At 58.7% G+C, this 24,026-nt stretch carries 20 protein-coding genes and 8 pseudogenes; 11 read left to right on the top strand and 17 right to left on the bottom strand.

The window, feature by feature from the left end; genetic code table 11:
• Nucleotides 1-161: 161 nt before the first annotated feature.
• Nucleotides 162-308 carry a DUF1127 domain-containing protein gene (locus ATY29_RS08420; RefSeq protein WP_003567864.1) on the bottom strand — a complete coding sequence of 49 codons (147 nt, stop codon included), beginning with the start codon at nt 306-308 and terminating at the stop codon, nt 162-164.
• Between the two features lie 425 nt (nt 309-733).
• On the opposite strand from ATY29_RS08420, the pseudogene ATY29_RS37545 reads away from it, so the two are divergent.
• Nucleotides 734-957 (top strand): annotated as a pseudogene (locus ATY29_RS37545) (ribosome small subunit-dependent GTPase A); the annotation flags it as partial.
• Between the two features lie 238 nt (nt 958-1,195).
• Here ATY29_RS37545 and ATY29_RS08410 read toward each other — a convergent pair.
• Both ATY29_RS08410 and ATY29_RS08405 read right to left on the bottom strand, forming a co-directional pair.
• Nucleotides 1,196-2,138: pseudogene (locus tag ATY29_RS08410) on the bottom strand (alpha/beta hydrolase family protein).
• A gap of 38 nt (nt 2,139-2,176) precedes the next feature.
• A complete protein-coding gene (locus tag ATY29_RS08405) occupies nt 2,177-2,935 on the bottom strand; it encodes an SDR family oxidoreductase (RefSeq protein WP_097535885.1) in 759 nt (252 codons plus the stop codon).
• Nucleotides 2,936-3,034: 99 nt separating this feature from the next.
• Between ATY29_RS08405 and ATY29_RS08400 the strand changes: the two genes are divergently transcribed.
• A complete protein-coding gene (locus tag ATY29_RS08400; protein ID WP_097535883.1) occupies nt 3,035-3,934 on the top strand; it encodes an AraC family transcriptional regulator in 900 nt (299 codons plus the stop codon).
• Nucleotides 3,935-3,982: 48 nt separating this feature from the next.
• On the opposite strand, the gene ATY29_RS08395 is transcribed toward ATY29_RS08400, so the two are convergent.
• On the bottom strand, nt 3,983-4,873 hold the full coding sequence (locus tag ATY29_RS08395) for a LysR family transcriptional regulator (RefSeq protein ID WP_097535881.1): 891 nt from the start codon (nt 4,871-4,873) through the stop codon (nt 3,983-3,985).
• Between the two features lie 104 nt (nt 4,874-4,977).
• Between ATY29_RS08395 and ATY29_RS08390 the strand changes: the two genes are divergently transcribed.
• Nucleotides 4,978-5,847 (top strand): SDR family oxidoreductase, encoded by an 870-nt coding sequence (locus ATY29_RS08390; protein ID WP_097535879.1) that lies wholly within the window; start codon nt 4,978-4,980, stop codon nt 5,845-5,847.
• Between the two features lie 38 nt (nt 5,848-5,885).
• On the top strand, nt 5,886-6,359 hold the full coding sequence (locus ATY29_RS08385) for an SRPBCC family protein (RefSeq protein ID WP_097535877.1): 474 nt from the start codon (nt 5,886-5,888) through the stop codon (nt 6,357-6,359).
• Between the two features lie 573 nt (nt 6,360-6,932).
• Here ATY29_RS08385 and ATY29_RS08380 read toward each other — a convergent pair.
• Complete coding sequence (locus ATY29_RS08380; protein ID WP_097535875.1) at nt 6,933-7,355, bottom strand: hypothetical protein; 423 nt, start codon at nt 7,353-7,355, stop codon at nt 6,933-6,935.
• Nucleotides 7,356-7,411: 56 nt separating this feature from the next.
• Nucleotides 7,412-8,408, bottom strand: a pseudogene (locus ATY29_RS08375) (NADP-dependent oxidoreductase).
• A gap of 99 nt (nt 8,409-8,507) precedes the next feature.
• Between ATY29_RS08375 and ATY29_RS08370 the strand changes: the two are divergent.
• Nucleotides 8,508-9,416 (top strand): LysR family transcriptional regulator, encoded by a 909-nt coding sequence (locus ATY29_RS08370; protein ID WP_003567881.1) that lies wholly within the window; start codon nt 8,508-8,510, stop codon nt 9,414-9,416.
• A gap of 222 nt (nt 9,417-9,638) precedes the next feature.
• Here the strand turns inward: ATY29_RS08370 and ATY29_RS08365 are convergent.
• Together ATY29_RS08365 and ATY29_RS37540 are read right to left on the bottom strand one after the other, a co-directional pair.
• Nucleotides 9,639-10,509: pseudogene (locus ATY29_RS08365) on the bottom strand (nucleotidyl transferase AbiEii/AbiGii toxin family protein).
• A pseudogene (locus tag ATY29_RS37540) lies at nt 10,502-11,116 on the bottom strand (type IV toxin-antitoxin system AbiEi family antitoxin domain-containing protein). Before ATY29_RS37540 ends, ATY29_RS08365 begins: the two co-directional pseudogenes overlap by 8 nt.
• Before the next feature lie 635 nt (nt 11,117-11,751).
• On the opposite strand from ATY29_RS37540, the gene ATY29_RS08355 reads away from it, so the two are divergent.
• On the top strand, nt 11,752-12,636 hold the full coding sequence (locus ATY29_RS08355) for a patatin-like phospholipase family protein (protein ID WP_165779409.1): 885 nt from the start codon (nt 11,752-11,754) through the stop codon (nt 12,634-12,636).
• Nucleotides 12,637-12,782: 146 nt separating this feature from the next.
• Nucleotides 12,783-13,667 (top strand): DUF72 domain-containing protein, encoded by an 885-nt coding sequence (locus ATY29_RS08350; protein ID WP_165779408.1) that lies wholly within the window; start codon nt 12,783-12,785, stop codon nt 13,665-13,667.
• Between the two features lie 94 nt (nt 13,668-13,761).
• Here ATY29_RS08350 and ATY29_RS38485 read toward each other — a convergent pair.
• The 3 genes and pseudogenes from ATY29_RS38485 to ATY29_RS08330 all read right to left on the bottom strand — a co-directional run.
• Nucleotides 13,762-13,842, bottom strand: a pseudogene (locus ATY29_RS38485) (SOS response-associated peptidase family protein); the annotation flags it as partial.
• Between the two features lie 4 nt (nt 13,843-13,846).
• Nucleotides 13,847-14,233 carry an SOS response-associated peptidase family protein gene (locus ATY29_RS08345; protein WP_310856056.1) on the bottom strand — a complete coding sequence of 129 codons (387 nt, stop codon included), beginning with the start codon at nt 14,231-14,233 and terminating at the stop codon, nt 13,847-13,849.
• A 930-nt stretch (nt 14,234-15,163) separates the two neighbouring features.
• Nucleotides 15,164-16,189, bottom strand: a complete 1,026-nt coding sequence (locus ATY29_RS08330; RefSeq protein ID WP_097535871.1) for an SDR family oxidoreductase — start codon at nt 16,187-16,189, stop codon at nt 15,164-15,166.
• A gap of 107 nt (nt 16,190-16,296) precedes the next feature.
• Between ATY29_RS08330 and ATY29_RS08325 the strand changes: the two genes are divergently transcribed.
• The gene (locus tag ATY29_RS08325; protein ID WP_097535869.1) at nt 16,297-16,890 is read left to right on the top strand and encodes a TetR/AcrR family transcriptional regulator; all 594 of its coding nucleotides are present in this window, start codon (nt 16,297-16,299) and stop codon (nt 16,888-16,890) included.
• Between the two features lie 219 nt (nt 16,891-17,109).
• Here ATY29_RS08325 and ATY29_RS08320 read toward each other — a convergent pair.
• Together ATY29_RS08320 and ATY29_RS37535 are read right to left on the bottom strand one after the other, a co-directional pair.
• Nucleotides 17,110-17,601, bottom strand: a pseudogene (locus ATY29_RS08320) (autotransporter outer membrane beta-barrel domain-containing protein); the annotation flags it as partial.
• A 149-nt stretch (nt 17,602-17,750) separates the two neighbouring features.
• Nucleotides 17,751-18,008: pseudogene (locus ATY29_RS37535) on the bottom strand (cytochrome C); the annotation flags it as partial.
• Nucleotides 18,009-18,411: 403 nt separating this feature from the next.
• Between ATY29_RS37535 and ATY29_RS36795 the strand changes: the two are divergent.
• Nucleotides 18,412-18,588: a hypothetical protein gene (locus ATY29_RS36795; RefSeq protein WP_165779407.1), complete on the top strand. Its 177-nt coding sequence runs from the start codon at nt 18,412-18,414 to the stop codon at nt 18,586-18,588.
• A 6-nt stretch (nt 18,589-18,594) separates the two neighbouring features.
• Entirely contained in the window at nt 18,595-19,152 is a 558-nt protein-coding gene (locus tag ATY29_RS08305; protein WP_097535865.1) for a DedA family protein, read from the top strand.
• Nucleotides 19,153-19,158: 6 nt separating this feature from the next.
• Here the strand turns inward: ATY29_RS08305 and ATY29_RS08300 are convergent, their stop codons facing one another.
• From ATY29_RS08300 to ATY29_RS08285, 4 genes are all read right to left on the bottom strand, one after another.
• On the bottom strand, nt 19,159-19,935 hold the full coding sequence (locus ATY29_RS08300) for an ABC transporter permease (protein WP_097535863.1): 777 nt from the start codon (nt 19,933-19,935) through the stop codon (nt 19,159-19,161).
• The gene (locus ATY29_RS08295; RefSeq protein ID WP_165779412.1) at nt 19,922-20,689 is read right to left on the bottom strand and encodes an ABC transporter ATP-binding protein; all 768 of its coding nucleotides are present in this window, start codon (nt 20,687-20,689) and stop codon (nt 19,922-19,924) included. The genes ATY29_RS08300 and ATY29_RS08295 overlap by 14 nt, the downstream gene beginning before the upstream one ends.
• Nucleotides 20,690-20,752: 63 nt before the next feature.
• Nucleotides 20,753-21,751, bottom strand: coding sequence for an ABC transporter substrate-binding protein (locus ATY29_RS08290; RefSeq protein ID WP_165779406.1), 999 nt, complete (start codon nt 21,749-21,751; stop codon nt 20,753-20,755).
• Nucleotides 21,752-21,796: 45 nt separating this feature from the next.
• Nucleotides 21,797-22,879, bottom strand: a complete 1,083-nt coding sequence (locus tag ATY29_RS08285) for a 4-oxalomesaconate tautomerase (RefSeq protein ID WP_097535859.1) — start codon at nt 22,877-22,879, stop codon at nt 21,797-21,799.
• 106 nt (nt 22,880-22,985) lie between these two features.
• Between ATY29_RS08285 and ATY29_RS08280 the strand changes: the two genes are divergently transcribed.
• The gene (locus ATY29_RS08280; RefSeq protein WP_097535857.1) at nt 22,986-23,882 is read left to right on the top strand and encodes a LysR family transcriptional regulator; all 897 of its coding nucleotides are present in this window, start codon (nt 22,986-22,988) and stop codon (nt 23,880-23,882) included.
• The last annotated feature ends 144 nt before the right edge of the window (nt 23,883-24,026 follow it).

Here is a 24,026-nt window from a genome sequence, read left to right as displayed (position 1 = left end):
ATGAAATAGACTTTGCTGCAGTGCAGCTATGCGGAAAATGCACGACCTCTTTTGCGACGAAAGAAATCTCCAGCCCGGCGCCTCACCGTGGGGCCAGACAACGAAACGCCCGCGTCATCAGCGGGCGTAGTGTCACTCAGGATCGGCAGGAAATAAATTGCTTAGCGGGCGACCGACTGGCGGGCAATGCTGTGGATGTCGGCGCGATTGATACCGAGATCCTGCAGGTCCCGCGAGCTCATGCGGCCGAGTTCGGTGACAGTCTGACGATACTTCCGCCAAGCGTTGAAAGAGCGTGCTACGTTCATGATGATCCCCTTTCGTGAGGTCTCTTGACGCCAGCAACCATGCTTTGGTTCCAACGTCGTTTCGATGGTAGGAATATAGGCCTTTGGACGCCCATCGATAAGGCACAAGGTCTCAGGTCGCCCATGCGCTCAAAGCATGGGTCGCTTCAGAGATAGGCGAGAGGCTATGAAGGCGCTGCTGAACCGGTCGCTGATGGGTCACCGGAATTGATCTGGCTGATCCTCAACGGAAGGGTATCTGATCAGAAGGGAAGCGAAAGCAAATCTGTGCATATTTCCATCGCATCGCCAAGCCTACCAGCTTTTGACAAACGCAAGGAATGCAAACGCTCGAATGGGAAACGAACCATCGACCTTCAGCCTGGTCGAGACCATGAGCGGTGGGAGTCGTCATGTCCTGTTTTGTCACCATGTCGCAGAAAGGCGGAATAAACACGCTGTTCGCTGAGATCACCGAGCTGACACCACTCTGCCGGCTTCGCGACTGTACCCAAGCACATGAACCGGGATGCGCCGTACAGGCCGCAGCCGCGATTAGCACCCTATCCAGATCGCCTCGAACGTTGGCGCGCCTGCATGCTGAAAACCGTGACCGAACACCCTGAGCGGGCCACGAGAGAACAAGCTCGTGAGAAAGAAGAAATACTGACGGTTCGACTGCAGCGCGAGGCTTTCGCCTAGGAATCACGCTACTGATCCTCGACAGATACAATCCAAAGCCTGAGGACGGAAGTCACCGGGAACTGTAACGTCAGTCAGACCGGAGTTGCGCGCACTTTGTGTATGAATGATAAAACGGGGCGTTTTCCCTGCCTGGCACTCTCCCCGCCGGGATCTGCGAACGCCACGGCAGCCTCGAGCGCCGGCGCCCGAGAACCCTCAACAGTTCAGAGCTTCTCTGTGACAGTCGCAAGTGATGCCGCTTCACGCTCAAGCGAAAGACGAGCTCGCGGCCATGCGCCCTCATCTGCGCCGAGCGCGGTCTGAAGCCAAGCAAGCGTAAGACGCCTTGTCGCTTCCAGCACGTCCGGTGCTTCAGTCTCCGTTTCCTTTGCGTCCAGGGCGGCGATCCCGCCAAGGCCGTGCCCGACGCCGCGCATCATCAATAACGTTTCTGCGCCCGGCGCATCTTGGAAAGCATCTCCATGCCACTCAGGGCCGCGAGTTGTAAAATGCGGGTTGTCCATATCACCGCAAACGACCAGGCTGCGTGTCGTCAGGGTCGAGAAATCGACATCGAAGAACGGAAACCGCGCAGCACTCTCGGACGTCATATCCTTGCCGCCGCGTCCCGGCGTTGTCAGTAGAACGCCTGCCGAGATACGAGGGTCAGAGAGATCCTCGCCGTCCAGCTGCGCGCCGAGCAGCAGCCCGACCGTGTGGCCGCCGAAGGAATGCCCGGCCGCGCCGATGCGTGCATGATCCATCCGGCCGGCAACGGCCGGAGCCTGCCGCTCGATCTCGGCCAAGTGGTCCAGGATCGCCTTCATCTCCTCGACACGCTCGCGCCAGAAGAACGGCGCGCCGGTTACATCCGACGGTAGGCCACCAACCCGCGAACTCGCGTGCGTCGGCTGGATCACAACGACCCCCCTTTCCGCCCAGAACTGTGCGAGAGGACGCGTAACCGTCTTTTGAGGGGATATAGTTGGATGGACCAAACCCATGTGACAGCAGCAGGATGGGCAGCTCAGTGCCGATTGCCGGCGCAGTCAAACGCAGTTCCAGTGGCTGACGGCCTGGCATCGGAAGACGGATCGGCGTGTAGGCCACAGTGAGAGCGGCTTCTGGCGTCGGAATATACTTTGCGAGATTGATGAGATTGTTCATGGCCAGGACCTTCATGTGTGGTTTCAGGTGACAGCTTCTCAGGTCAGCGAATAGCCGGCCGCGCGGAACGAGGTGTCCGCGTCGGCTCCGGCGGGGATCTTCATCGGCGCCTCAATCTCTGTCACAGACCGCCAGACAGCCTCCGCGACTTCATCCGCCGTCGTAACTTCAGTGCTGGAACGCAACTTCGTCAGGTAGTCGCGGACGAAGACTTCGTACGGCTCTGGAATTTCCATCCCCATGCGCGAGACAGCATTCTTGCCGAACCCAGTCGTAGGCGCCGAGCCAGGCAAAACAAGTCTAGCGCGGATGCCGAAAAGAGCCGCCTCAAGAGCAAGGCTCTCCGTGAAGGCATTGAGCGCCGCCTTGCTGGCGCTGTAAACCGAGAGCGCGGGCAGCGGTCGCAGCGTGACGGTGGAGCTGACGTTGACGATGACGCCTGAGCGATGGCCCCGCATCTGCGGAAGCACGGCCTTGGTTATCGCCATCGCACCGAAGACGTTTGTCTCGAACAGTTCGCGGATCTTCGGCATCTCCGTTCCTTCGAGCACATTGAGCATGCCGACGCCGGCATTGTTGACCAGAGCGTCGATCGTGCCGGCGGCTTCGACCGCCACTGCGATGCTGTCTGCGCTGGTGACGTCCAACGCCAGGATTTCGAGCCGGTCGTTTGACGGGAGAAGATCGTGGCGCGGCGTGCGCATGGTCGCGACGACGTCCCAACCTGCATTCACGAATTTCTGCGCCATGGCGAGGCCGAAGCCGGACGAGCAACCGGTAATGAGGATCTTTGGCATGTTCTGTCTCCTGACGTTTTAACTCGCCTGAAGATGGACCTACCGTCTTGGACTTGCTATGTGCGTATGTCCGAGAGTATTTAGCAAAAGTCCGAAGTCATGGCCGATCCTGTCGCTGAGGTTGTTTCATTGCTCAGACCAAGCCCGTCGATCTCAAAGCTGGTCACGGGTGGTGGTCAGTGGCTGGTTGAGCGGACTGAGCTTGGAAGCCCTTTCTATTGCGCCGTGGTTGAAGGCCGTTGCCTGATGACGATTGCCGGTCGTGAGCCGATGGCGCTGACTGCGGGCGACTTCGTCCTGGTCCCGAAGATCTTTTCGTTCACGATGAGCAGCATGGAGCCGCCGCCAAGAGGTGCGTTTGCCCAACGTTTGGAGACCAGCCCCGGTGTCTTCCGTCTGGGCGACCCGGAAGCGCCGGCAGAGATCAAAGCACTGGTCGGGCATTGCGGGTTCGGCTCAGATGACAAGGCTCTGCTTGTTTCGCTGCTGCCGGAAGTCATCCATGTTCACGGTGAAGAGCGACTGATGGCTCTGGTCCGCATGATCAATGACGAGACGAGGGCTGACCGCGCAGCGCGTGAGATGGTTCTCCACCGGTTGCTCGAGGTGTTGTTCATTGATGCACTGCGATCGGCAGCAACTGCCAAGATGCCGCCGGGTCTGCTGCGTGGCATGGCCGATCCACTGCTGGCACCGACCTTGCGCCGGATCCACGCAGATCCGGGTCGCAGCATGACGGTGGAAACGCTTGCTCGCGAAGCCGCCATGTCTCGTTCGACCTTCTTCGATCGTTTCCGCAAGGAAGTTGGTGTCGCGCCGATGGAGTACGCGACGGGATGGCGCATGGCGCTGGCGAAAGAGTTAATCCTCGAAGAGGTCGCCATGGCGGACATTGCCGAACGCGTCGGTTATGGATCGACAAGCGCTTTTAGCGTTGCCTTCAATCGGCATGTGGGAATGCCGCCCGGTGCCTTTTCGCGGGCAATGGCTGCGGCATGAGGGAACACGGTTGAACGTCTCGAGTATGGATCTTGAAGCTTAGGCGGCTCAGCTGCCGATATACGCAGCAAGTTCCTCAGGCGTACCCTTGGGAAAAGCCTCACTCAGGAAATGGAGGAAGGCAGAAACCCGCGCGCTCAAAAGGCGCCGCGACGGATAAAGCGCCCACAGCGCGATCTCGGAACCCTCGATGTCGCCCCAGCGCTGCAATGTCCCATCAGCGAGATCCTGGCTCACCAGCGAGATCGGCAGGCGTGCGGCCCCGACGCCTGCCCTCACCGCGTCCCGAACCATGATGAGGGACGACAGGACGAGGACCGGATCGATCCTAATCTTAATGGGCCCCTCGGTGGTCATGACATTCCAGATCTCAGAGCCTGCCCCTCCCCGGACGATGCCCGCAACTGACTGACCGCCAGTGGGGCGCGCGAGATCGGGACGTGCCACGACAACCAGACGGTCATGCAGGAAGGCCCGGCCGACGAGGCTTTCGTCCGGAGCCGGGTTGACGCGGATCACAAGGTCATACCCCTCCTCGATCATATCGACGGCTCGATCTTCCGTCGTGATTTCAAGTCTGACATCCGGGTATTTTAGCGCAAAACCTGCCGCGATCTTGCCCATGGCTGTCTGCGACAGCAGGAGTGGCGCGCTGATCCGCAATCGGCCGCGTGGCTTTTCGGCACCGGATGCGATCGCTGCCGCAGTCTCGTCCAGTTCGATCAGCAAGACGGCTGTTCGCTCGTAGAGCGCACGCCCTTCTTCCGTGAGCTTGAGGTTGCGAGCGCCGCGTTCGAAGAGCCGAAGCTGGAGCGCCGCCTCCAATTCCGTGACGCGCCGCGACAGTGTTGCTTTCGGCCGTCCGGTGGCGCGGGCCGCTTTGCCAAAGCCGCCATGTCGCGCAACAAGGTTGAAATCGGCAAGAGCAAGCAGGTCCATAGTGTTCCACCACCGAGACGGCGCGTCTATATTATGCGTCTATCGGGTCGTCAGTGAACCATCCATATTCGTGGTGTCAAGCAAACAAACCCGGAGATACTCCCATGACCATTCTCATTACCGGCGCCACAGGCAATATTGGCTCGCAAGTCATCCAGCACCTCGTCAACCGCGGCGCAGATGTACGTGCCCTCGTTCGCGACCCCTCCCAAGCAAACTTTCCGGCAGGCGTTGCAGTTGCGAAGGGCGACTTTCTCGACATCGACTCCATGCGCGCTGCCTTTGATGGCATCTCCACGCTCTTCCTGCTGAACGCCGTCGTACCGGACGAATTCACCCAGGCTCTGATCGCACTCAATGTGGCACGGTCGGCTGGCATCGACCGGATTGTCTACCTGTCGGTGATCCACGCCGACGTCTACGTGAACGTACCGCATTTCGCCGGCAAGTTCGCCGTGGAGCGGATGATCGAGCAGATGGGCATGGCCGCCACAATCCTGCGCCCCGCCTACTTCATCCAGAATGATCTGACGATAAAGGATGTCGTCGCCGGCCATGGCGTTTATCCGATGCCGGTCGGTGACAGGGGCCTCGCAATGATTGATGTGCGTGATATCGCGGAGATCGCGGCCCTGGAACTGATGCGTCGTGAGCAGGCTGCACAGCCGCTTCCACTCACTCGCATCAATCTGGTCGGTCCCGAAACACTGGCCGGAACGGATATCGCGGCCATCTGGTCGGACGTCCTCGGACGCCCAATCAACTATGGTGGTGGCGATACAGCTGCCTTTGAGCAGAACCTCAAGCAGTTCATGCCCGCCTGGATGGCCTACGACATGCGCATGATGGGCGAACGGTTCCTGACCGATGGCATGCTGCCGGAAGGCGGCGATGTCGAGCGCCTGACGACGTTGCTTGGCCGCCCGCTTCGCTCCTATCGCGCCTTCGCTTCGGAAGCTGCGGCCTCCGCCTGAAGCAGGCTGCCCCACATCTCAAAACAAGGACTATCGTCATGATCTATTCGACCGCGACCGTTGCCGTAAATCCCGAAGGCGAAATCAAACTCACGAGGGAACAGGTCTGGAAGGGCCTGGAATTGAAGGCACGCGATGCGCGCCTGTTTCTGCCGCCGGGCCTCTGCACCCGCTGCGATGTCTTAGAGGAAAGCACGACCCATTTCGTCCGCGAAGCCACGATCGCCGGCTCTGCCATCAGGGAGATCATCACTCTGGAGCCTCAGAGTAAGGTGACGTTCTTTCAGGCAACCGGCCCTCGCGAAGGCGCCATCGTCAACGAAGTGTTCGAGGATGGAGCCGGCGCACTTCAACTTCGCTTCTGCTGCTACCTTGGCCTTCGAGGCAAACAGCCGAACGGACCCGAAGAGCAGGCCGAGCAAGCGCAGTTCGACAGCGACAAAGGCTACAAGGCAGCTTTGCTTTCGACGCTGAAGCGGACACGTGAACTGCTCGCCGATAACCGGCTCTGATAACTGCAATCGAAACCAAAAACGGGTCAGCCTTCGCGGAGGCGCCCGTCTTTTAAAGGATTGAGATCATGAATTCCCTCGCCCCTGAAACGCAAAACACCGCTGCACCGAAGATCCTCATCCTCGGCGCAACCCGTCCGACCGGCCGCCACATCGTCACCCAACAGAGGCGGCGGGCGATATAGGCTGGGCGGCCACCATGCGGGCGGCGTCCGCAAGTGCGGTCTATAGCGGAGCCAAATCTCTCGTCGAAGGCAGCAGTCCGGGTTGGCGCTCTCGCTTCCTGCATCATCCGGCACAAAAATCGTACTATCTTTGGGCAACACAGCCTTCCCGATCCCGACCAAGACGTTCTGCCCGCGTATGGGATATCGGTCTATGTGGTCCCGGATGCCGGTCACTCGATGAGCCTGGAAAATCCTTCCGGGCTGGCAACGGTACTTGCGGAAGGCTCGTTGACGCGTGTCTAAATCGGGTGAGTGTGATTGCTGCTGGTGTGGGACCATCGGCGTCAATCGCCATGCCGTTATCCGAAAGAAACGGAATATCGTCGGGTCCGACATTGCGGTCACATCAGATGGTCAGCTCGACAATAGGATCGTGGATTTGGCTAAACCAGTTCCCCAAGAGCGCCGGATCGCCTTGGACCTTCATACCACCCGATTGCAAGGCTGATTTTACCGCGGCCTTGTATTCAGGATCCGTGGTTTTCACGAGATTGAGTTTCCGTGCGACGGAAGACGTAATCTCGATCGTAATATCCCCACCCTCGCCGCGGCCGACGCCATATCGGAACGTGGGGATGCCGTTGGTGATATCAAAACGAATTCCTTGAATGGACCCATCTGCAAGGACGACGCCGTCCGTATAGCGCTCGACAAAAGACACGGTCAGATCCGGCGACAGGCCGAAGCCCCTCGCCGCATCACACATCATTGATCCGACCATGGCAAACCATTCACCGGTTCCTTGCGTCAGTCTGCGGTCCATGTTCATCAAGCCTTCTCGTTAAGGGATGGCACTGACCACAATGCAGTCAGTGGCCGCCTCATTTATCGAACGGTCAGGACAATTTTGCCCTGGATGTGACCCTGCTCAGCGCGGGCGTGAGCATCGGATGCCTGCTCCAGCAGATAGGTGCCATCGATGACGACCTTGATCGTGCCGTCGCTCAGCAGCGGGGCGATTTCCTCCAGCTGCGTACCGCTGGATCTGACTTGCGTGGTTGATACGGTGACGCCCCGTTCCCTCGCCTCGTCTGCACCTTCGAAACCGAGAGAGAAAATCGGAAACAGTGTTCCGCCCCGCTTCAGGGTGCGCAGGAAGCGCCCAGATTTCGGACCGCCCACGCCGTCGACAACGAGATCGACCTCGCGGACGACATCCTCCGGCGCCTGCCTGGTGTAGTCGATGAACTTATCAGCGCCGAGATCACGCAGCAGGGCTTCGTTTTTTCCCGATGCAACGGCGATGACATGGGCCCCCCTCCACTTCGCAAGTTGTAATGCGAAGTGACCGACGCCGCCGGCCGCCCAGCACCGTTTTCCCTTCCAGCGGAACCGGTTTGTGCCTGTGAGGCTGAAGCGGGTTCGATTCGTCATGTCCGACATCGATCAGGAACTGCCAGGCCGTCAGCAGAGACATCGGAGCGGCGGCCGCCCGAACGTGGTCGATGCCTTTCGGTTTGTGGGCAAGCTCGGAGGGCGAGACGGCCACATATTCCGCATATCCCCGGCTTCCTCCGGCAAGCCCACTCGGGAAGCGAACCATCGAATAGACTTCGTCGCCGACAGAAAAACCGGATACGTCATCGCCGACAGCTTCGACAACACCCGATATATCGGTGCCGGCTATGGCAGGGAAATCGACCTTCGGACGCCATTCCGGCGTAAGTGCCTTGAAGCCCTCGCGCAGATACCAGTCCGGCGGGTTGAGCCCAACAGCATGCACACGAACCAGGACGTCCTTTTCCGTGATCTGCGGCTTCGGCGCATCCTCGTACTGGAGAACATCCGGTCCGCCGAAGCGATGAAATTGCACTGCCTTCATCAAGTTTGTCACTCAAGCCTCCATGGCGTTTCGTAGTGCCACAAGATAATCGTCTCGCGCTCTATTGATAATCCGCCCGTAAATCGCTTCTATCATTCCATGAAGGAACAAATCGCACTGGAACGTCTCACCGGTCTCATCGCTTTTGCGCGGGCAGGCTCTCTTGGCAGCTTCACAGCGGCTGCCCGCGCGCTGGCCATCTCCCCTTCCGCCGTCAGCAAAAGCATCCAACGCCTTGAGCAACGACTTGGGATTCCACTTTTCACGCGCACAACGCGCTCTTTGGTGCTGACCACCGAGGGTAGGGAGTTACACGAACGTGCGCTCAAACTGCTCCAGGATGCCGAAGCGATTGAACAGACCGCCATAGCCGCACGATCCGAACCCGCGGGGACCTTGCGAGTGGCAGCCTCCCTCCCCGTCGGGATCCACGTCATTTCCGCTGCGCTACCGGACTTCCGGCGGCGACATCCCAACGTGTCGATCGATCTGCGACTGAGCGACCAGGTCGTGGATCTCGTTGAAGAAGGGATCGATATCGCAATCCGAATAGGGGAGCTTCCGGATTCAAGCCTTTTGTCAAAGCGGATGTCCGCGCTTCGTCTTTGTGCCTACGCATCGCCGGCCTATATCGAAGCACGTGGCACGCCTGCCCATCCCCACGAATTACACAGCCACGACACGGTCAACATGCGGTACCAGAACAGCGGCCAGCTGTTTCGATGGCCTTTCCAGATCGGTGGGAAGACGATCGAGATCCTGCCGTCGGCTCAGATCGTCGTTGATGCAAGCGATGCTGTTATGGCCACAGTGGCAGCGGGGGGAGGAATTGGAATGGCCGCGACATTCATGACAGCGCCCTATGTTGCAAGAGGCGAACTCGTTCCCGTGCTTGCAGACTACGCTGTTGATCGACACAACATCACCGCCCTGTGGCCGGAAAGTCGGCGCACCAATCCGGCGGTGCGCGCGTTCATCGACCACCTTCAGGCGACGTTCCTCAAGTAGGCGTCAGGCTATGCGCAACGAGGCAAGCGCCCGGTTTTCGTTATTCTGGACAAGAGGCCTGAGGGACTTCCGCTGATCCGACCCCACAAAATATCAGCAATGACGGCCTCAAAAGATTAGTACTCTCTGCAGTTGAAGACCGAACCGCCGACCCCGTTATTACTTCATCAGCGCAATCGATTTGCAATCGCTCCATAGCCCGACGGTGGTGACTAGACCCGCTCATTTACCCAGCCTCGCAGCCGCAACAGCGTGTAGCACCAGGAACGTGGCAATCTCCGCGATGACGTCCGTCAGATTGCCGGGTTCGTGTGCAACGCTTTCAATGAATGCGTGCCATTGCCGTTGCTTTTCCTCGTCCTTTGCAAAGGGGTCGGTTAGGGCGTCTGGTACCTCAGCGGGGATCGGAGTGTCGCGCCGCTCGAAAGTCGCCGTGATTGCACGCGCCAACCTGTCATCATTGAAATCGAATGACCTTCTGAGAATCCAGATATCGAAGAAGTCCTTCATCCCGCTGTTTGCACGCCCCAGCATGACCATCGCCTGGAACTTCTCGGCAAGGACCGTCTCGCGCGCATACGCTCGGAGCCGGGGCATCGGAAAACCCAGCACAGAGGGATAACTAGCACCTCCGCCCCAAGCTCGAGCGCATCGCCAAACCCGATGTCGATCGTCAGGGTGATCCGGGTGCCGCTGATCGAGGCGACCACCCGCAGGCCTGAGCCCACCATATTCCAGTCCCTAGCGAATGCGATCTACGCGTAAAGTTTTCTGCGTCGAACGTGACGCCATCATCGGCCTGTTGCGCCAGAATCTCCCGAAAGGTCTTCAGCATCGGCTCCGGCTCGGGACTGCCAAAGCCCAAAAGGTCGAGATCACGCGTGCCGCGGTGCGGATCGTCAAACCAACTCATCATCAGCATCGCACCCTTCAGCACAAAACGGCCCGCATGGGGTGACCGGTTGAGCCGGAATAATAACCGCTCAAGCGCAAAACGCGTCAGAACCAAATCGAAGCTTTGTCCGCTTGCCTTGGCGAGTTGCAACAGGCGGGCGCGCACCGAGGCGCCAGGATTTCTGATTTCTTTAGCCATTGGCGTTTAGTGCCTCGAGATACGGCCGGATCACCGTGCCAACACCACCGCGCTCGGCCTGATCAGCAATTTCGCCAGGAGTACCCCTTCGGCGCCGCAGCGTCTCCTGCAGCCCCTCAATCGCCACGGATAGGCCAATCTTGTTGCGATAGCAAAGCAATCGGCAATCGTCTTGGAAATTCCAAAAATCTTCACCGGAACGCCTTCAACGATATGGGTCTCGACGCTGTCGTTGAGAAGGTTGTCTGTGAAACGGACGATGCGCGTAGCAGGGCCGTTCAGTTGTGGGGCCTAGTCGTTGCGGCCTATGGCAAGCCAGGTTTGCCTCGGAAGTTGATCCGTCAAGCCGTGGAAAGCGAGGGCCGAAACAAGGCAGACAACGGCCTTCGGGACGCGTTGGCAATCTCTGCCAGACTGTGGTTGGCATCGAGTTCCGCATCGGAGAGTTGATAAAGACCGCGGGCAAGCCGCACGACCTCGCCATCTCGTTCCATCCGGCTCATGGTGGCCGCCGTTACGCCTGCATTCCGCAGTCCGCCAGACTTGCTATCCCGCATGAAGCGAGCACAGTTCGGGCGATTTCGCGTTGGGTGACGGAAGCCGGCATTGATACAAACACTCGGAGGATAAAATCTATTATCCGAGGATTTGTATCACAATCCTTAGCCTTGAGAAAAGCGTCGATTGGCGAAGCCGTGAGCAACAACAAACCGTTGTCTTGAAAGGATACGAACTGCCGACACGCGCCTCCTTTTTGATAAGCCACCAGATCTGGCCTACGGAAGGGATTCATTGAGACGCCGTCACCTGACTTTTGCCGTGCGATAAAAGTCCAAGCACAAGAAGCGGACGGGCTGCTTCAAGGCGTCTGACCGAGTTGATCGAATGGCTGAAATGAAGGTGCGAAGCTGTCATAGCGGCGAGGCAAGAGCGCCGCCCATCATGATAGCGCAGATGGGCACCGGAGCGGAGCGAGCCCCGCCATGATCGCATAACCTCATCGCCTGTGAGGCTTCTGAAGCTCTGTGAACCGACTAGCGCTCAAGCATCCCCGGGGTCGCTAGCCCCGCGGTATTGAGCTGATAATCGTGACTGTCTCGGCATCTTCGAAATCACGCGGGCTGGTCCTTTCCGCGAACAGGAAAGCATCTCAACGCGGAACAATGACGGGCGCGACTTGTTCAAGGCGGTGCCACAGTAGCGAGCATGCGCGTGCTGGGTACAGGTCACGAAGGATTGCAAATGGAAGAACCAGCCGAGATATGGTTATGTCTTTCGAGAGGGAATGCCCTTGGTGCGTACCATGCCGGAGCTTACAGCGTCCTCCACCGAGCTGGTATCCGTCCTGTGCGGATCGCTGGGACATCCGTAAGCGCGATTGTCGCGGCGATCATTGCCGGAAACAATTGGGACAACCGCGTTGCGCGGCTGGACGAGTTCTGGGAGATTGCGACTGATGATCTCACGATTGCAAATGTCGCGCCCCATTGGAATGGCTCTAAAATCGCCTCTTCGCTTGGCACATTGATGCAGGGGCGCCCCCCGCTATTCCGGCCATCAGCGGCGGTTTGGTGGCAACGGCTATTCAGTTTCTCGTCTCCCTCGCTGTTCGGACGCTCCGGCTTGAGGGACGAGCTTCGAAGGCTGGTGGATTTCGACCATCTGAACAACGGAGGGGTTCGGCTGATCATAAATGCTGTCGACGTGACCACCGGTCAAGAGCAAGTCTACGACTCCGCTAAAATGACAATCACCGTCGACCACCTGATTGCGTCATCCGCATTTCCCGTCATATTTCCGCCTGAAGAGATAGATGGCCACCACATGGTGGACGAAGGCCTAGCAGCAAATCTACCGGTCCTGCCCTATTCCAGGAGCCTCCCACTCGGCGTGTTAGATGCCTGGCTTTTGATTTGGACTCAGCCCGAGGCAGCAATCCTGAAAGTGTTGATAGCGCGATCCATCGGATGCAAGACTTGCTCCTTTCCGCACAAAGTGCTCGCTCGGTTGATATGCTTGGCTGGCGATCCTCGCAATGGCAGGTTGGAGCCTCCTTATTGCATGTCGCCAACAACGGTCACGGCGAAGTCGGTGGAAAGATGCTGGACTTTTCTGCGCCATCCATGAAAGCCCGTAGACAAGCGGGAGAAGCCGACGCCGCGACGGCGCTCGGATGGCGGCATCAGCGCGACGATGAAAACGACCGCCTTCCTTCAACGATGAAGGATTACTCGTTTGGTTTAAGCAGCTAGGATCACAGCGCGAGCGAATGCATGGCGACGACGAGATCTCCGGAAGAAATCGAACAGCGGCGGCTTCGACGCGCGGAACGCCGCGAGGCGCAGAGGCAAACAAACCTTGCCAGGGCCGCGAAAATGCACGACGTGCGTATCAACTCCACAATCGAGCCACCAGAGCCCTCTACGACACTGGCAAGGGCGGTGAACATAGGCTGCTCTGGGTGGTATTACTGGCATTGGAAAGGCCAATTCTATCCGGAGGGGGCAGAGCGGAGTGAGTGGTTCTCGATTTACCAGGACCGGTTTGATACCGTCGAGTTGAACGCGCCCTTTTACAACTGGCCGACAGTGGCTACGATCAGGACCTGGCTCCGACAGGCGCGCGAAGACTTTGTCTATACGGTGAAGGTTTCCGAACTCATCACCCACATCAAGCGGTTCGATGGCACGGCCGACTTAATCAAGGATTTTGGATTTATCGCCGACACCCTGGGCCCGCGTATGGGATGTCTGCTCTTTCAGCTTCCCCCGAGCGCCAAGTTTGATCCGGTGCTGCTCGACACCATTCTGGGCCAATTGGAGCCACGCCATCGCAACGTCGTTGAATTCCGCCACAAGAGCTGGTGGAATGACGAGGTCTTTGCCGCATTCGAAAGCGCCGGGGCAATCTTCTGCTCCACGAGCGGACCGCGCCTGCCCGACCAGCTAGTCAAGACAGCCGACGATATTTATATACGGTTTCACGGAGTAGAGCAGTGGTATCGCCACGACTACAGCCAACGCGAGCTGCAGGCCTGGGCGGAACGCATTCATCAAAGCGGTGCGAAGCGGGTATGGGCCTACTTCAACAACGACCGAAATGCCTACGCGATCAAGAACGCCAAGATGCTGGATGGCATACTTACCGGCTCCAACTGACTATCCGAATTCGCGCCTCCCCGAAATAGACGCTACAGACAACTGCCCGGACAGACTGGAATGGGCGCTGGAACAGAATCATCCGGCATTTGCCAGCTCCCTTGGAAAACCGGCGTCGGTTGATGCGAAGCACGCGTGGATCGCCGAAATGCGTGTCGCTTGTAAAATAGATCATCAGCTCAATCGCTACCCGACCGGACTTGGTCGACGCGGAGGCTGCTGGCAGGCAGTGGGGCGAGGACGTCGCTTTTAGGTCCGGACAGGTAGATCCAGTCGGCAAGTCGACGCGGAGCTAGCACCACGACCTGCCGATCGTGGATTCGCGCGACGACAGGACCGGGCCTTGTCGTTACCATCGTGAATGATGGTGGTTGATTACCGTTCCCGTCGCGCCAAAGACCTGCAATCGCCATCATCGGACTATCGGTCAACGTGAAGCGATGTTTTGCCTTCGGATACCTTTTGCCGGTGAATTCGAAGAACGCGCTGGCAAGGACAAGGCAGCGCTGACTGTCGGAAAAGTCTCGCCCCTCCGAGCGGAAGTTGAAGACTGGACCCCACGGCATTTCGGCGGAAACCCAAACGTCATTTGCGCGAGTTCGACCACGTTTCCGTTTGCCCGCACGACTGGGCTCTGCTCGCCAATTCGCCGCCGAGCTTGACATGACGGCCGTGTCATTCCTTCACCTCACGGGTGCAACGGCGATCGGCGGATTGGCTGGATACACATGCCAGGCACTCAACCGGCGTTGGGCAGAATGACAGTCCAACAATGAACTACCTAGCCGTCTCTCAGGGCCGCTCGCGAGTGCGGGCGGACGCTGAATTAACCTGGCCACAGCCCCTTTCGTATCGCAACAGGCCCGAATCCGGATCATCGTCTACGGGCAAGACAGCACATTGATTAGCGACGGAAGGACGCCCCATGCCAAAGACTGAGACCAGGAACTTTTCTGCACTTGCTCAAGAGAGCGCCGAGCCGTAGACGGGTGTTCGCCTTCACCATGGTACTGTAGGTGACGGCCCACGGACCATCGTCCTCGTTCATGGCTATATGTCACGCGATCTCCTTGCGGCCTGGAAAGACGGCACGTCTGGCAACATCAGGTGGATCTCGAAGAATATGGGAAGGCGTGCCTGAGTGGGCTCACGGTAGTGTTGTCGAAGTCACTGGCGCCCCGTTCCGCGTCCAGGAAGATGCAGCCCACATCGAGGCGATGCGCCTTGGTCGGCCATGCGTTTACAGCATGGGTTGCTCCAGAGATGTACCAATCAGATCCTATTAGGACCGGGAAGCGATCGAAGGCGGTCAGGGCGGAATTGGAAGGGTGCAACCCCTCGCCGTAAGTGTCTCCGGGGATTTGACGTCCGATCTGCGGCTCCGATCGAGCCTATGCTGATCTGGGTCGGAGGCGCGTTTGCGATCATAGACCAGCCGGTCCGCATGTTGCGCCTCGCAGACCATAGCGACAGCGTGGTCAACATGCCGACGGCGTTCAGCCCTTGATCAGACCGAGCCGAAAGAGGCTCTCGGCGCTTGCGACAATCGCCTCCTCGCGTGAGCGCGGCGCCCAGCCGAGCACGCGTTGAGCCTTTTCGCCGCTGGCATCCAGCTTGGCCCCAAGAAGCGGCACCAGCCCCTTCATTGCCGGGTTGGCCAGCGCCATCGACCGCACGAGCAGGTTCGGCAGAACCCGCGTCGAAACCTTCCTTGCTACCACCCCCATTCGCTCTTTCAGCAGCTTGGCGATTTCAGCGAGCCAAAGTCCTTCGCCCGAGGTTGCCAGAAAACGCTCGCCGTTTGCGGCAGGATCGGTCATGGCGCGCAGATGCAGGTCGGCAACATCGCGGACATCGACGACGCAGGTCTTGATCTTCGGATACCCAGGCTGGCCTTCCAGCATCTCCTTTATCGTTCGTATCGAGTGGGAGTAGTCAGGCCCCAACGCTGGACCAAGCACCATGGTCGGGTTGACGGATGCGAGTTCGAGACCTCCGCCTTCGCGGGAAATGAAGTCCCATGATGCCCGTTCGGCCAATGTCTTCGATTTCTGATAGGGCGCAACATTGCCGCTCAAATCGGTCCAGTCGGTTTCGACAAAAGGCCGGCCGAGCGGCTTATGCCCGGCGCCGATCGCCCCGAAGGCAGACGTCAGCACGACGCGCTTGACGCTGGCGTCGCGGGCCGCTCGCAGGACCCGGAGATTGCCCTCGACCGCGGGCTTGATCCATTCATCCTCACTTGCATAGGTGCCGGAAGGAGTCGGAGATGCGCCGTGAAAAGCGTAGGTGCAGCCGACCGTTGCCTCGGCCCAGCCATCGTCCGAACTCAGATGGGCGGCACTGAAAGACAGCCGGTCGCCAGGCTCGACACCGCCGGTCCTCAGACTGGCGCGCACCTCCGCTTCGCGCGACAGCGATCGCACGGTTGTCTTCACTCGGTAGCCAGCGTTTAGCAGGGCGATGATACAGTGTTGCGCGATAAAGCCAGTTCCGCCCGTGACGAGAACAAGGTCGTTCATGTGATACTCCAGAGGATATTGAGCGATCGACGATATAAGCTACGAACAGAGCGTGATTTTGATATACGGTCGTATACTGAATTTGGAATTGAGTCTACAGGTGTGTGATGAAATTTACCCAGCCAGCCAACAGCAGAGCCGCCAAGGCGGATGCGACCCGCGCCGCGATCCTCGCGTCTGCCCGAAAAGCCTTTGCAGAACATGGCTATGACGGTGCCGGCCTGCGCGGCATAGCAGAGGCCGCGGGTGTGACGGCAATGATGGTCGGGCGTTACTTCGGATCGAAAGAGGGACTGTTCGGCGAGGTCGTTACCGATACGATGCGGGATCCAATCATCCTATCGCAGGACAATCTGAAGCGGGCCGAGCTGTCCCGCGCCTTCGCAGAGGCGCTCGTGGGCGTGACGACGCAGGGCAAAGTGCCGCTCGATGGCTTTCTGATTCTGTTCCGCTCGACGGGCAGCGCAACGGCCGCGCGCATTGCCCGTGAGCGTATTGCCAGCGTACATCACGCAACCGCGACCGCGGCGATATCGGGGGATCACGCCTCGGAGCGGGCAGCGTTGTTTCTCGCTATTGTCGCCGGGGTGCAGATGATGCGGCAGATGCTGGAACTCGAGCCGCTGACGAAAGCCAAACCGGCTCTGCTCGTCGAGCTGCTGACGCCGGTCATTTCAAGCCTGATAGAATCCGGAAAGTAGAGTGACCAATGTATCAACCAAGGCCGAAAGCCGTTCTGAAGAAATGAGTACGCCAGATTCAAGGTGAACGCCTTGATGGGAAACGAACGATCGCTTCCCTGCTAGTCAAAAATCATGCCCCAAAAGACGCAGGAGCGGTCATTAACGAACGGATGAACCGCTACGACCTCACGCGCAGCCCCGCAGTGTCGCTGAGCGCGTAGCTGTCGCCGAAGTCTTTTAGCGAGGATTTTGCGGCCGCTTCGCCGTATAGCGAAAACGTTCCTCACTCCAACTGTCGCTGCCGCCGAGGGTTAGGCCAGCCCAGACCGGGTCGTTCTTGCTTTTAAAACCGGTACCGGAGACATCGGGTGACGTGCCGTCCAGAAACTCGCCGTAGAGATTGGCGATGCCGTAGATTTTCGCCCGGACCGTCTCGCCGTCCGCCCGCTGCAAACTCTCTTCGCGGTCGAGCGCCAGGCCGAGCCGGCTGAGCAGGCTGTCGCCGTCCTGAAGCGAAACGCGTGCGCCGAACTGGTCGTTGAACGTGTCGAAATCGACGGAAGAGTAGACGAGCTGGGCCTGCGGCGTGTCGACCACGGCCCGGAGGCTGCAAAGAGCCTGACGGCCTCGAGGCTCAGCGAGTAGCCGAAGCCGTTGTTGCCGCTCTCCATGGCGTCGTCGAGGAGATCGGATTTCAGGTCGGGTGTCATACCAAGTGGCCTGGCTTTGCGCATCGACATAGCGATGACTGCCCGATCATCGAGGAGTTCGCCCACCAGAGCGATGAAGCGCCGCTCCCGCCGATCAATTCCCGCCTCGGTCTGAACGGTCTGAAGACGGACCCCGGCGGGCAATAGCGGCACCACTCGGTCCGGCCATCATTCCATCCTAAATCTGACGTGGCAGGTCGTGCAGGCCTGCAGCATGAGGTGGAACGCGTGTTCCGCCGGCATCGCCGACAACTCCTGCTCGTTGCGGAGGTGGGTGCCGAGCGGCCCGCCACCTATCGCCTCTCCAGGTTTCATGCGCATGCTGGCGGGCATCTGTCCGGGATTTTTCTCCGCGGCGGCATCAAACGCGATCGCGTAGTCGCGCAGATCGTTCGCGATGCGGTCGAACCGGTCGCGCTCTTCGAGGGTTTACGAGAACGTTCATGCGGGAGTAGATGGTCGAGGAAATGTCTTTGTCACGCGTAACGCGATAGATGGGCGCCGCGACAGTGTTTGGGTTGACGTGACGAAAATGGTCGAGCGAGAGAACGAAGACCTTGCCCGGTTCATCCAATTCATCGACGATTACGCACGAACGTCGCGAAGCGGCATTTCTCGCGCGGGTGAAAGCGCTGACAGAGCCTGGGAGGGCGCGCGAAAAACCGGACGCTGGAATCAACGCACCAACGGTAAAACGGCCTATCGGCTGGTTTCGGCGCCTGTTTCAGCCGTCCCCTGCCAACGTGCCGCTGTATTCCCAAATCGCATCCACCGGATCTCGCTTGACGTTACGAGCGCCTCCCCAAGCTGAGGCACGAAAGGCCACGGCATGACGATCGAAATTCTTGGGCAGTGGGCCGATGCCCTCATCACTGCGGTCGACCTGAGAACCGTGTTTCTCGCATCTCTGGTGAGAAGTTCATCCCCGTTCTGCCGTCGTACATTTTGTTTCCCGCAATTGGCGCCGGAGCTTCAACAGGCGTGGATCTGGTCTGGAGATGCCTGATTTGCTGTGTTGGGTTCGATCGGCGGCGCTGTCGGCTGGTATGCCGCGGGCGTCGCAATCGGCGAGGATCGCGTGAAAACCTTCGTCGAGCGGCACGGAAGGTGGCTGTTTCTCAAGCCGAAGCTTCATGAGCAGATGTCTGCATCCTATCGCAGAAACCCCTTTATGATCACCATTCTCGGCCAGATAGTGCCAACAGTGCGCATTTTCCACGCGCTGCCTGCCGGCGTTCTCAGATTGCCGTTTGGGTCGTTCGTGCTCGCAACCGCGCTCGCGGCGCTCGGCTGGATCAGCGCTCTGGCTGGTGCCGGCTATATCTTGCATCTCAAGGGATGGTCGGGTTCGGAGACGGGGCTCGGGATCTTCGCCGGGCTCGTCGCGACGGAGGTTGCCGCGCTAATTGCGGTCGTGTCGGTGAAAAAGATCCGCATCCAACTGTCAGGGCCGAACCCCGCCGCCATGGCGATAAGCAGGCGGCAGTCCCAAACATCGGGTTTTAGACAAAGGGACGCTGACAAAAAGGATCGGCCTACTGGCCGGTCCTTCTCATCTCATTTCTGGTAGGAAGCATCATGCTGGCCGCTCCTCGCCCGCATTCGGCCGCCACGTGATCAGCTTCTTCTCAGCGAAGTCGAGGATGAGGTCGATGATGAGAACAAACACGGCCAGGATGATGATACCTGCGAAGACGCCCACAGCGTCAAAGTTGCCTTCCGAGCGGGCAATCAGGTAGCCGAGACCGGCGGACGCACCAAGATACTCGCCAATGATTGCGCCAACGACGGCAAAGCCGACGGATGTACGCAGCGACGACAAGATCCATGTCGCGGCAGCCGGGAAGTAGACGTGACGCAGCAGATCCGAGCGCCTCGCGCCTAGGATGCGGGTGTTCGACAGCACTACCGGGTTTACTTCGCGCACACCTTGCATGGCATTGAAGAAGGTAACGAAGAAGACCAACGTGACGGCTAGAGCGACCTTGGACCAAAGGCCAAGCCCCAGCCAAAGGACGAAGATCGGCGCCAGAACGACGCGTGGAATGGCGTTTATGGCCTTGATGAACGGATCGAGTACGCGGGCGACAAGGGGGCTGAGTCCCAGCCAGACACCGGCGCCGACGCCGAGGCCCGTGCCAATAAGATAGCCAAGCACGGTTTCGCTGAGGGTGATGCCGACATGTTTATAAAAGCCTGGATCGGCAACCCAGTCGATCACCTGCGTGACGATGTCGAGGGGCGCTGGAAAGAAGAAGCGATCGATGGCACCGGACGTTACGCCGAGTTGCCATCCACTCAATAGCACGACCAGGAGAACGACCTGGGTGATACGAACATTAACGGCTTGCATAGCTTTTCTCCACTTCGCCACGCAGGGACGCCCAGATATCGCGATAGAGCGTCATGAATTTCGGATCGAGTTTGATCTCGGCGACATTGCGCGGCCGTTCGAGATCGACGGGGAAGCTCTCGATGACACGGCTTTTAGGGCCAGCAGCGAGAACGACGACGCGGTCTCCGAGCGCAATTGCCTCCTCCAGGTCGTGAGTGATCATAACTACTGCGCGGCGGTCCTCCTGCCACAGCCGCAGCAGTTCGTTCTGCATCAGGTGGCGGGTATGGATGTCCAACGCGGAGAAGGGCTCATCCATGAGGATGACCTTCGGTTCTGTAATGAGCGCCTGGGCCATTTGAACACGCTTGCGCTGCCCACCCGAGAGCTGACGCGGAAAGCGATCGCCGAACCCCTTAAGGCCAACCTTTTCAAGCCAGGCCAGAACCTTGGTGCGTCGCTCATCTTCGGGCACGCGGCGGAACATTAGACCCAGCTCGACATTTTGAAATGCGGTCTTCCAGGGAAGAAGCGCCTCCTGCTGAAACAGATATCCGATGTTGTTCTGAACGCCCTCGACGGCTGAACCGTCGATCGAAACCTTGCCCTGTGCCGGCTTCAACAAGCCCGCAATAGCGTTAAGGATCGTCGATTTGCCGCATCCGGTGGGACCGACGATCGAGAGAAACTCTCCATCACCGACTTTCAGGTTGACGTTCTGGACGGCAACAAACGAACCAAACGCCATGGTCACGTCATCGATTGTCACCATTGGCTGGGGTTTGAGTTCCGTCACGGACTCAAGCTTTCTTACTGGGGAAGACATGGCAGGCCCTCAGTTTCCGCTCTTCGAGGAAGCAGCCTCGACGAACTTGTTGGTGTAGGTAGTGTTGAGGTCGATGGTCGCCTTGGCGACCACTTCGTTAAAGCTCTTTAGAACAGCCAGCGGCGTCTCAAGGTCGTCAGGCTTGAATTTGCCATCCTCGGAGAAGATCGCCTTGGCCGCTTCGACCGCCTTGATGTAAGTTTGCTTGTCGCCGGAGACGTAGTCGTCGGGAAGCTTCTCGACGATTTCTTCCGCCGAATGCTGCTTCATCCAGTGCAGCGCACGAACCGTCGCATTCGTGACCTTTTGGATGACCTCCGGATTGGCTTTGATGTAGTCCTGCGTCGCATAAAGCACGGAGGTCGGGTAGATGCCGCCGTAGACATCCTTGGCGCCCTGATCACTGCGGGCATCAATGAGGATCTTGCCCAGTCCGCGCTCGACTACGATCGTCGCGGCAGGATCGTAGTTGACAAGCAGATCGATCTTGCCCTGCTGCAGGGCGGCGACAGCTGTAGCGCCGGAACCGACGCCGATGATGGAGATGTCATTGTCGCTGAGATTGTGCTGCTTCATGTAATAACGAATGAAGAAGTCCGAGGACGAACCAGGCGACGTGATACCGACTATCTTGCCTTTGATCGTCTCGGGCTTGGCTGGGTCGAAGTCCGTGTCGTTCTTGCCTGCAAGAACAAGACCCGAGTTGCGGGCGAGTTGAACGAAGCCCACCACGTGCTTATTCTGGGACTGCATCTGGATCGTGTGATCGTAGAAGCCGACCGCGACGTCGGTGGAACCGGCAACCAGTGCCTGAAGCACCTTCGACCCACCCTGGGCGAAGTTCTCGGTTGTTACATCCAGACCCTCGTCCTTGTAAAAGCCGAGACTGGCCGCCACCGGAAAAGGCAGATTGTTGAGGTTGTACGAACCTACGCTCATTCTGACGGATTCGGCATTCGCAGATGCTGCAAACGCACAGAGTGCGGCTGTTGCAAGGTATTTACGCATGAGGGTCTCCTCCCGGTTTCATGTTTTCTGCAAGTATGGCGGTCTCTAGGCAGCGTCTTCAATGGCAGCCGCTGGCTTAGCGAAGGCGAAGCCTTCGAAAAGTCTCCGCGCCGTTCGCACGAGCCCGGCGGTGATTGCACCGTTTCGCATTTCGAGCTGCACGTCGAGGCGCCCGGCAGGGTGTTCGATGCAGACCTCTGCCGGTACGGAAAGACGTCCTGCCACATCATAGGCAACCGAGCCTTCGGTGATAGCCGCCGTTGCGATGCCGACAGCACCGGTCGTGGCCAGTGAAGGGTGGCAGTCATAGGGCATGAAATACCGGACCGAAAGGGTACCACCCTTACGGGCCGGCCCAATCAAAACCGGTTTTGGGATGACCATGTCGCTCACATCACCCATCCCCATCAATCGTCCGGCCTGGGTGCGGATGCGGGTCATACGTTCGATGAGATCACTGTTGTCGGTAAGCGCTTGCGGATCCTCATAGCCGGTCACGCCGACGTCGGCTGCACGCATGAGCACCATCGGAATGGCACAATCAATCGCTGTCGTCTCAACGCCGTCGATCACATTGATCGGTCTTTCAGTGGGCAGCAACTTGCCCGTTTTTGCGCCTGCAGCGTCCATAAATGTCAGCGCGATCGGCGCTGCCAGACCTGGGACGCCATCGATGGACGCGTCGCCAAGATAGATAACCTCGCCACCGCGTGTCGGCACCTTTGCTTCGATGAGTTTGCCGGTGTTGACGTTGTGGATGCGCACCAGCGTGTCTCTACCATGAGATGCAACAAGCCCGGCCTCGATCGCAAAGGGGCCGACGGCCGCCAGCATGTTTCCGCAATTGGGCGAGTAGTCGACATACTGTCGGTCGGTACGGACCTGCGCGAAGAGATAGTCGACATCGGCACCGTTGATCGTCGACGGACCGATGATCGCGACTTTTGAGGTGACTGGATTGCCGCCACCAATACCGTCGATCTGCAGCGGATGCCCCGAGCCCATGATGGAGAGAAGAGCGGCGTCCCGCTCGCCTTGCTCGCGGGGCAGATCTGAGGCGAGAAAGAACGGCCCACGAGATGTTCCGCCGCGCATCAGCACACAAGGTATCTTGAGCAGATCATTCATGGCGTTGCCTCAATCTTGCATTTCGCGGATTAATCTCGCTTGTTGTTGCAATATGGGCAAAGAAGCATAATCTGTGAAATGCAATTTTCGGAGGATTTATTGCGATATGAGCATCAATTGCGAGATTCTTGATCTGCGGGCATTCCAGGCTGTGGTCGAACTGGAAAGCTTCCACAGAGCAGCGGATGCGCTGCACATTTCGCAACCGGCGCTCACGCGCCGCATTCAGAAACTGGAGCAGGCCATCGGCGCTCCACTCCTTGAGAGGACCACTCGGCATGTCGCTCCAACGGCAATGGGTCAGGAAGTCATGCCGCTTGTCCGGCGGATGCTGGAGGAGTTCGATGGATCGCTTTTTGCGATGAAGGACGGTGCGCAGCGACGCGGTCTAATTACCATGGCCTGCGTTCCCACTGCAGCGTTTTATTTTCTGCCTACGGTCATCAAAACCTTTAGCAAGCAATATCCGCATATTCGGCTGCGTATCAGAGACCTGACGGCAAACGAGGGCCTGCAGGCAGTGGCTCGCGGCGAAGTAGAATTCGGCGTCAACCTAATGGGAAATTCGGATCCAGAGCTTGCATTTGAGCCGCTCATCGACGATCCATTTGTATTGGCGATGAAGAAAGACCACCCTCTGGCGGCATTCGAAACAGTCCGATGGGATCAACTGGAACCCTACCCGCTGGTTGTTGTCGATCGTTCCAGCGGCAACAGGACGCTCCTCGATGGCGCGCTGGCCCGACACAATCTAAAGCTGAACTGGTTTTATGAGGTGACCCATCTCAATACTTCGCTTGGCCTTGTGGAAGCCGGACTTGGGATATCGGTTCTGCCGCGATTGGCCACGCCGCAGGATGAGCATCCTTTCCTCGTCACACGACCAATCGTAAACCCTGTAGTCTCCCGAACGATCGGCATCGTACAAAGGCGAAGCAGTGCACTGTCTCCTGCTGCGGAAAAATTCGTGGAAATGCTGTTGAAGACTTGGAAAACACCTTAGTCGTTAAACGGGACGAATTGCCGACCACTGCCCTGCGCCGGGGATCTGCCGTTAAATGGCGACAAGGCGCCGTGCGTTGCTACGACCACTTGCCTCCAATGCGCTTGAAGGAATATCAACCGGCTGACCCTTCTTTTAGCCCGT

The organism is Rhizobium hidalgonense (assembly GCF_002914525.1).
Taxonomy (GTDB): domain Bacteria; phylum Pseudomonadota; class Alphaproteobacteria; order Rhizobiales; family Rhizobiaceae; genus Rhizobium; species Rhizobium hidalgonense.
The sequence above is the reverse complement of the archived record's forward strand: the minus strand, read 5'-3'. Positions and strand labels throughout refer to the sequence as shown.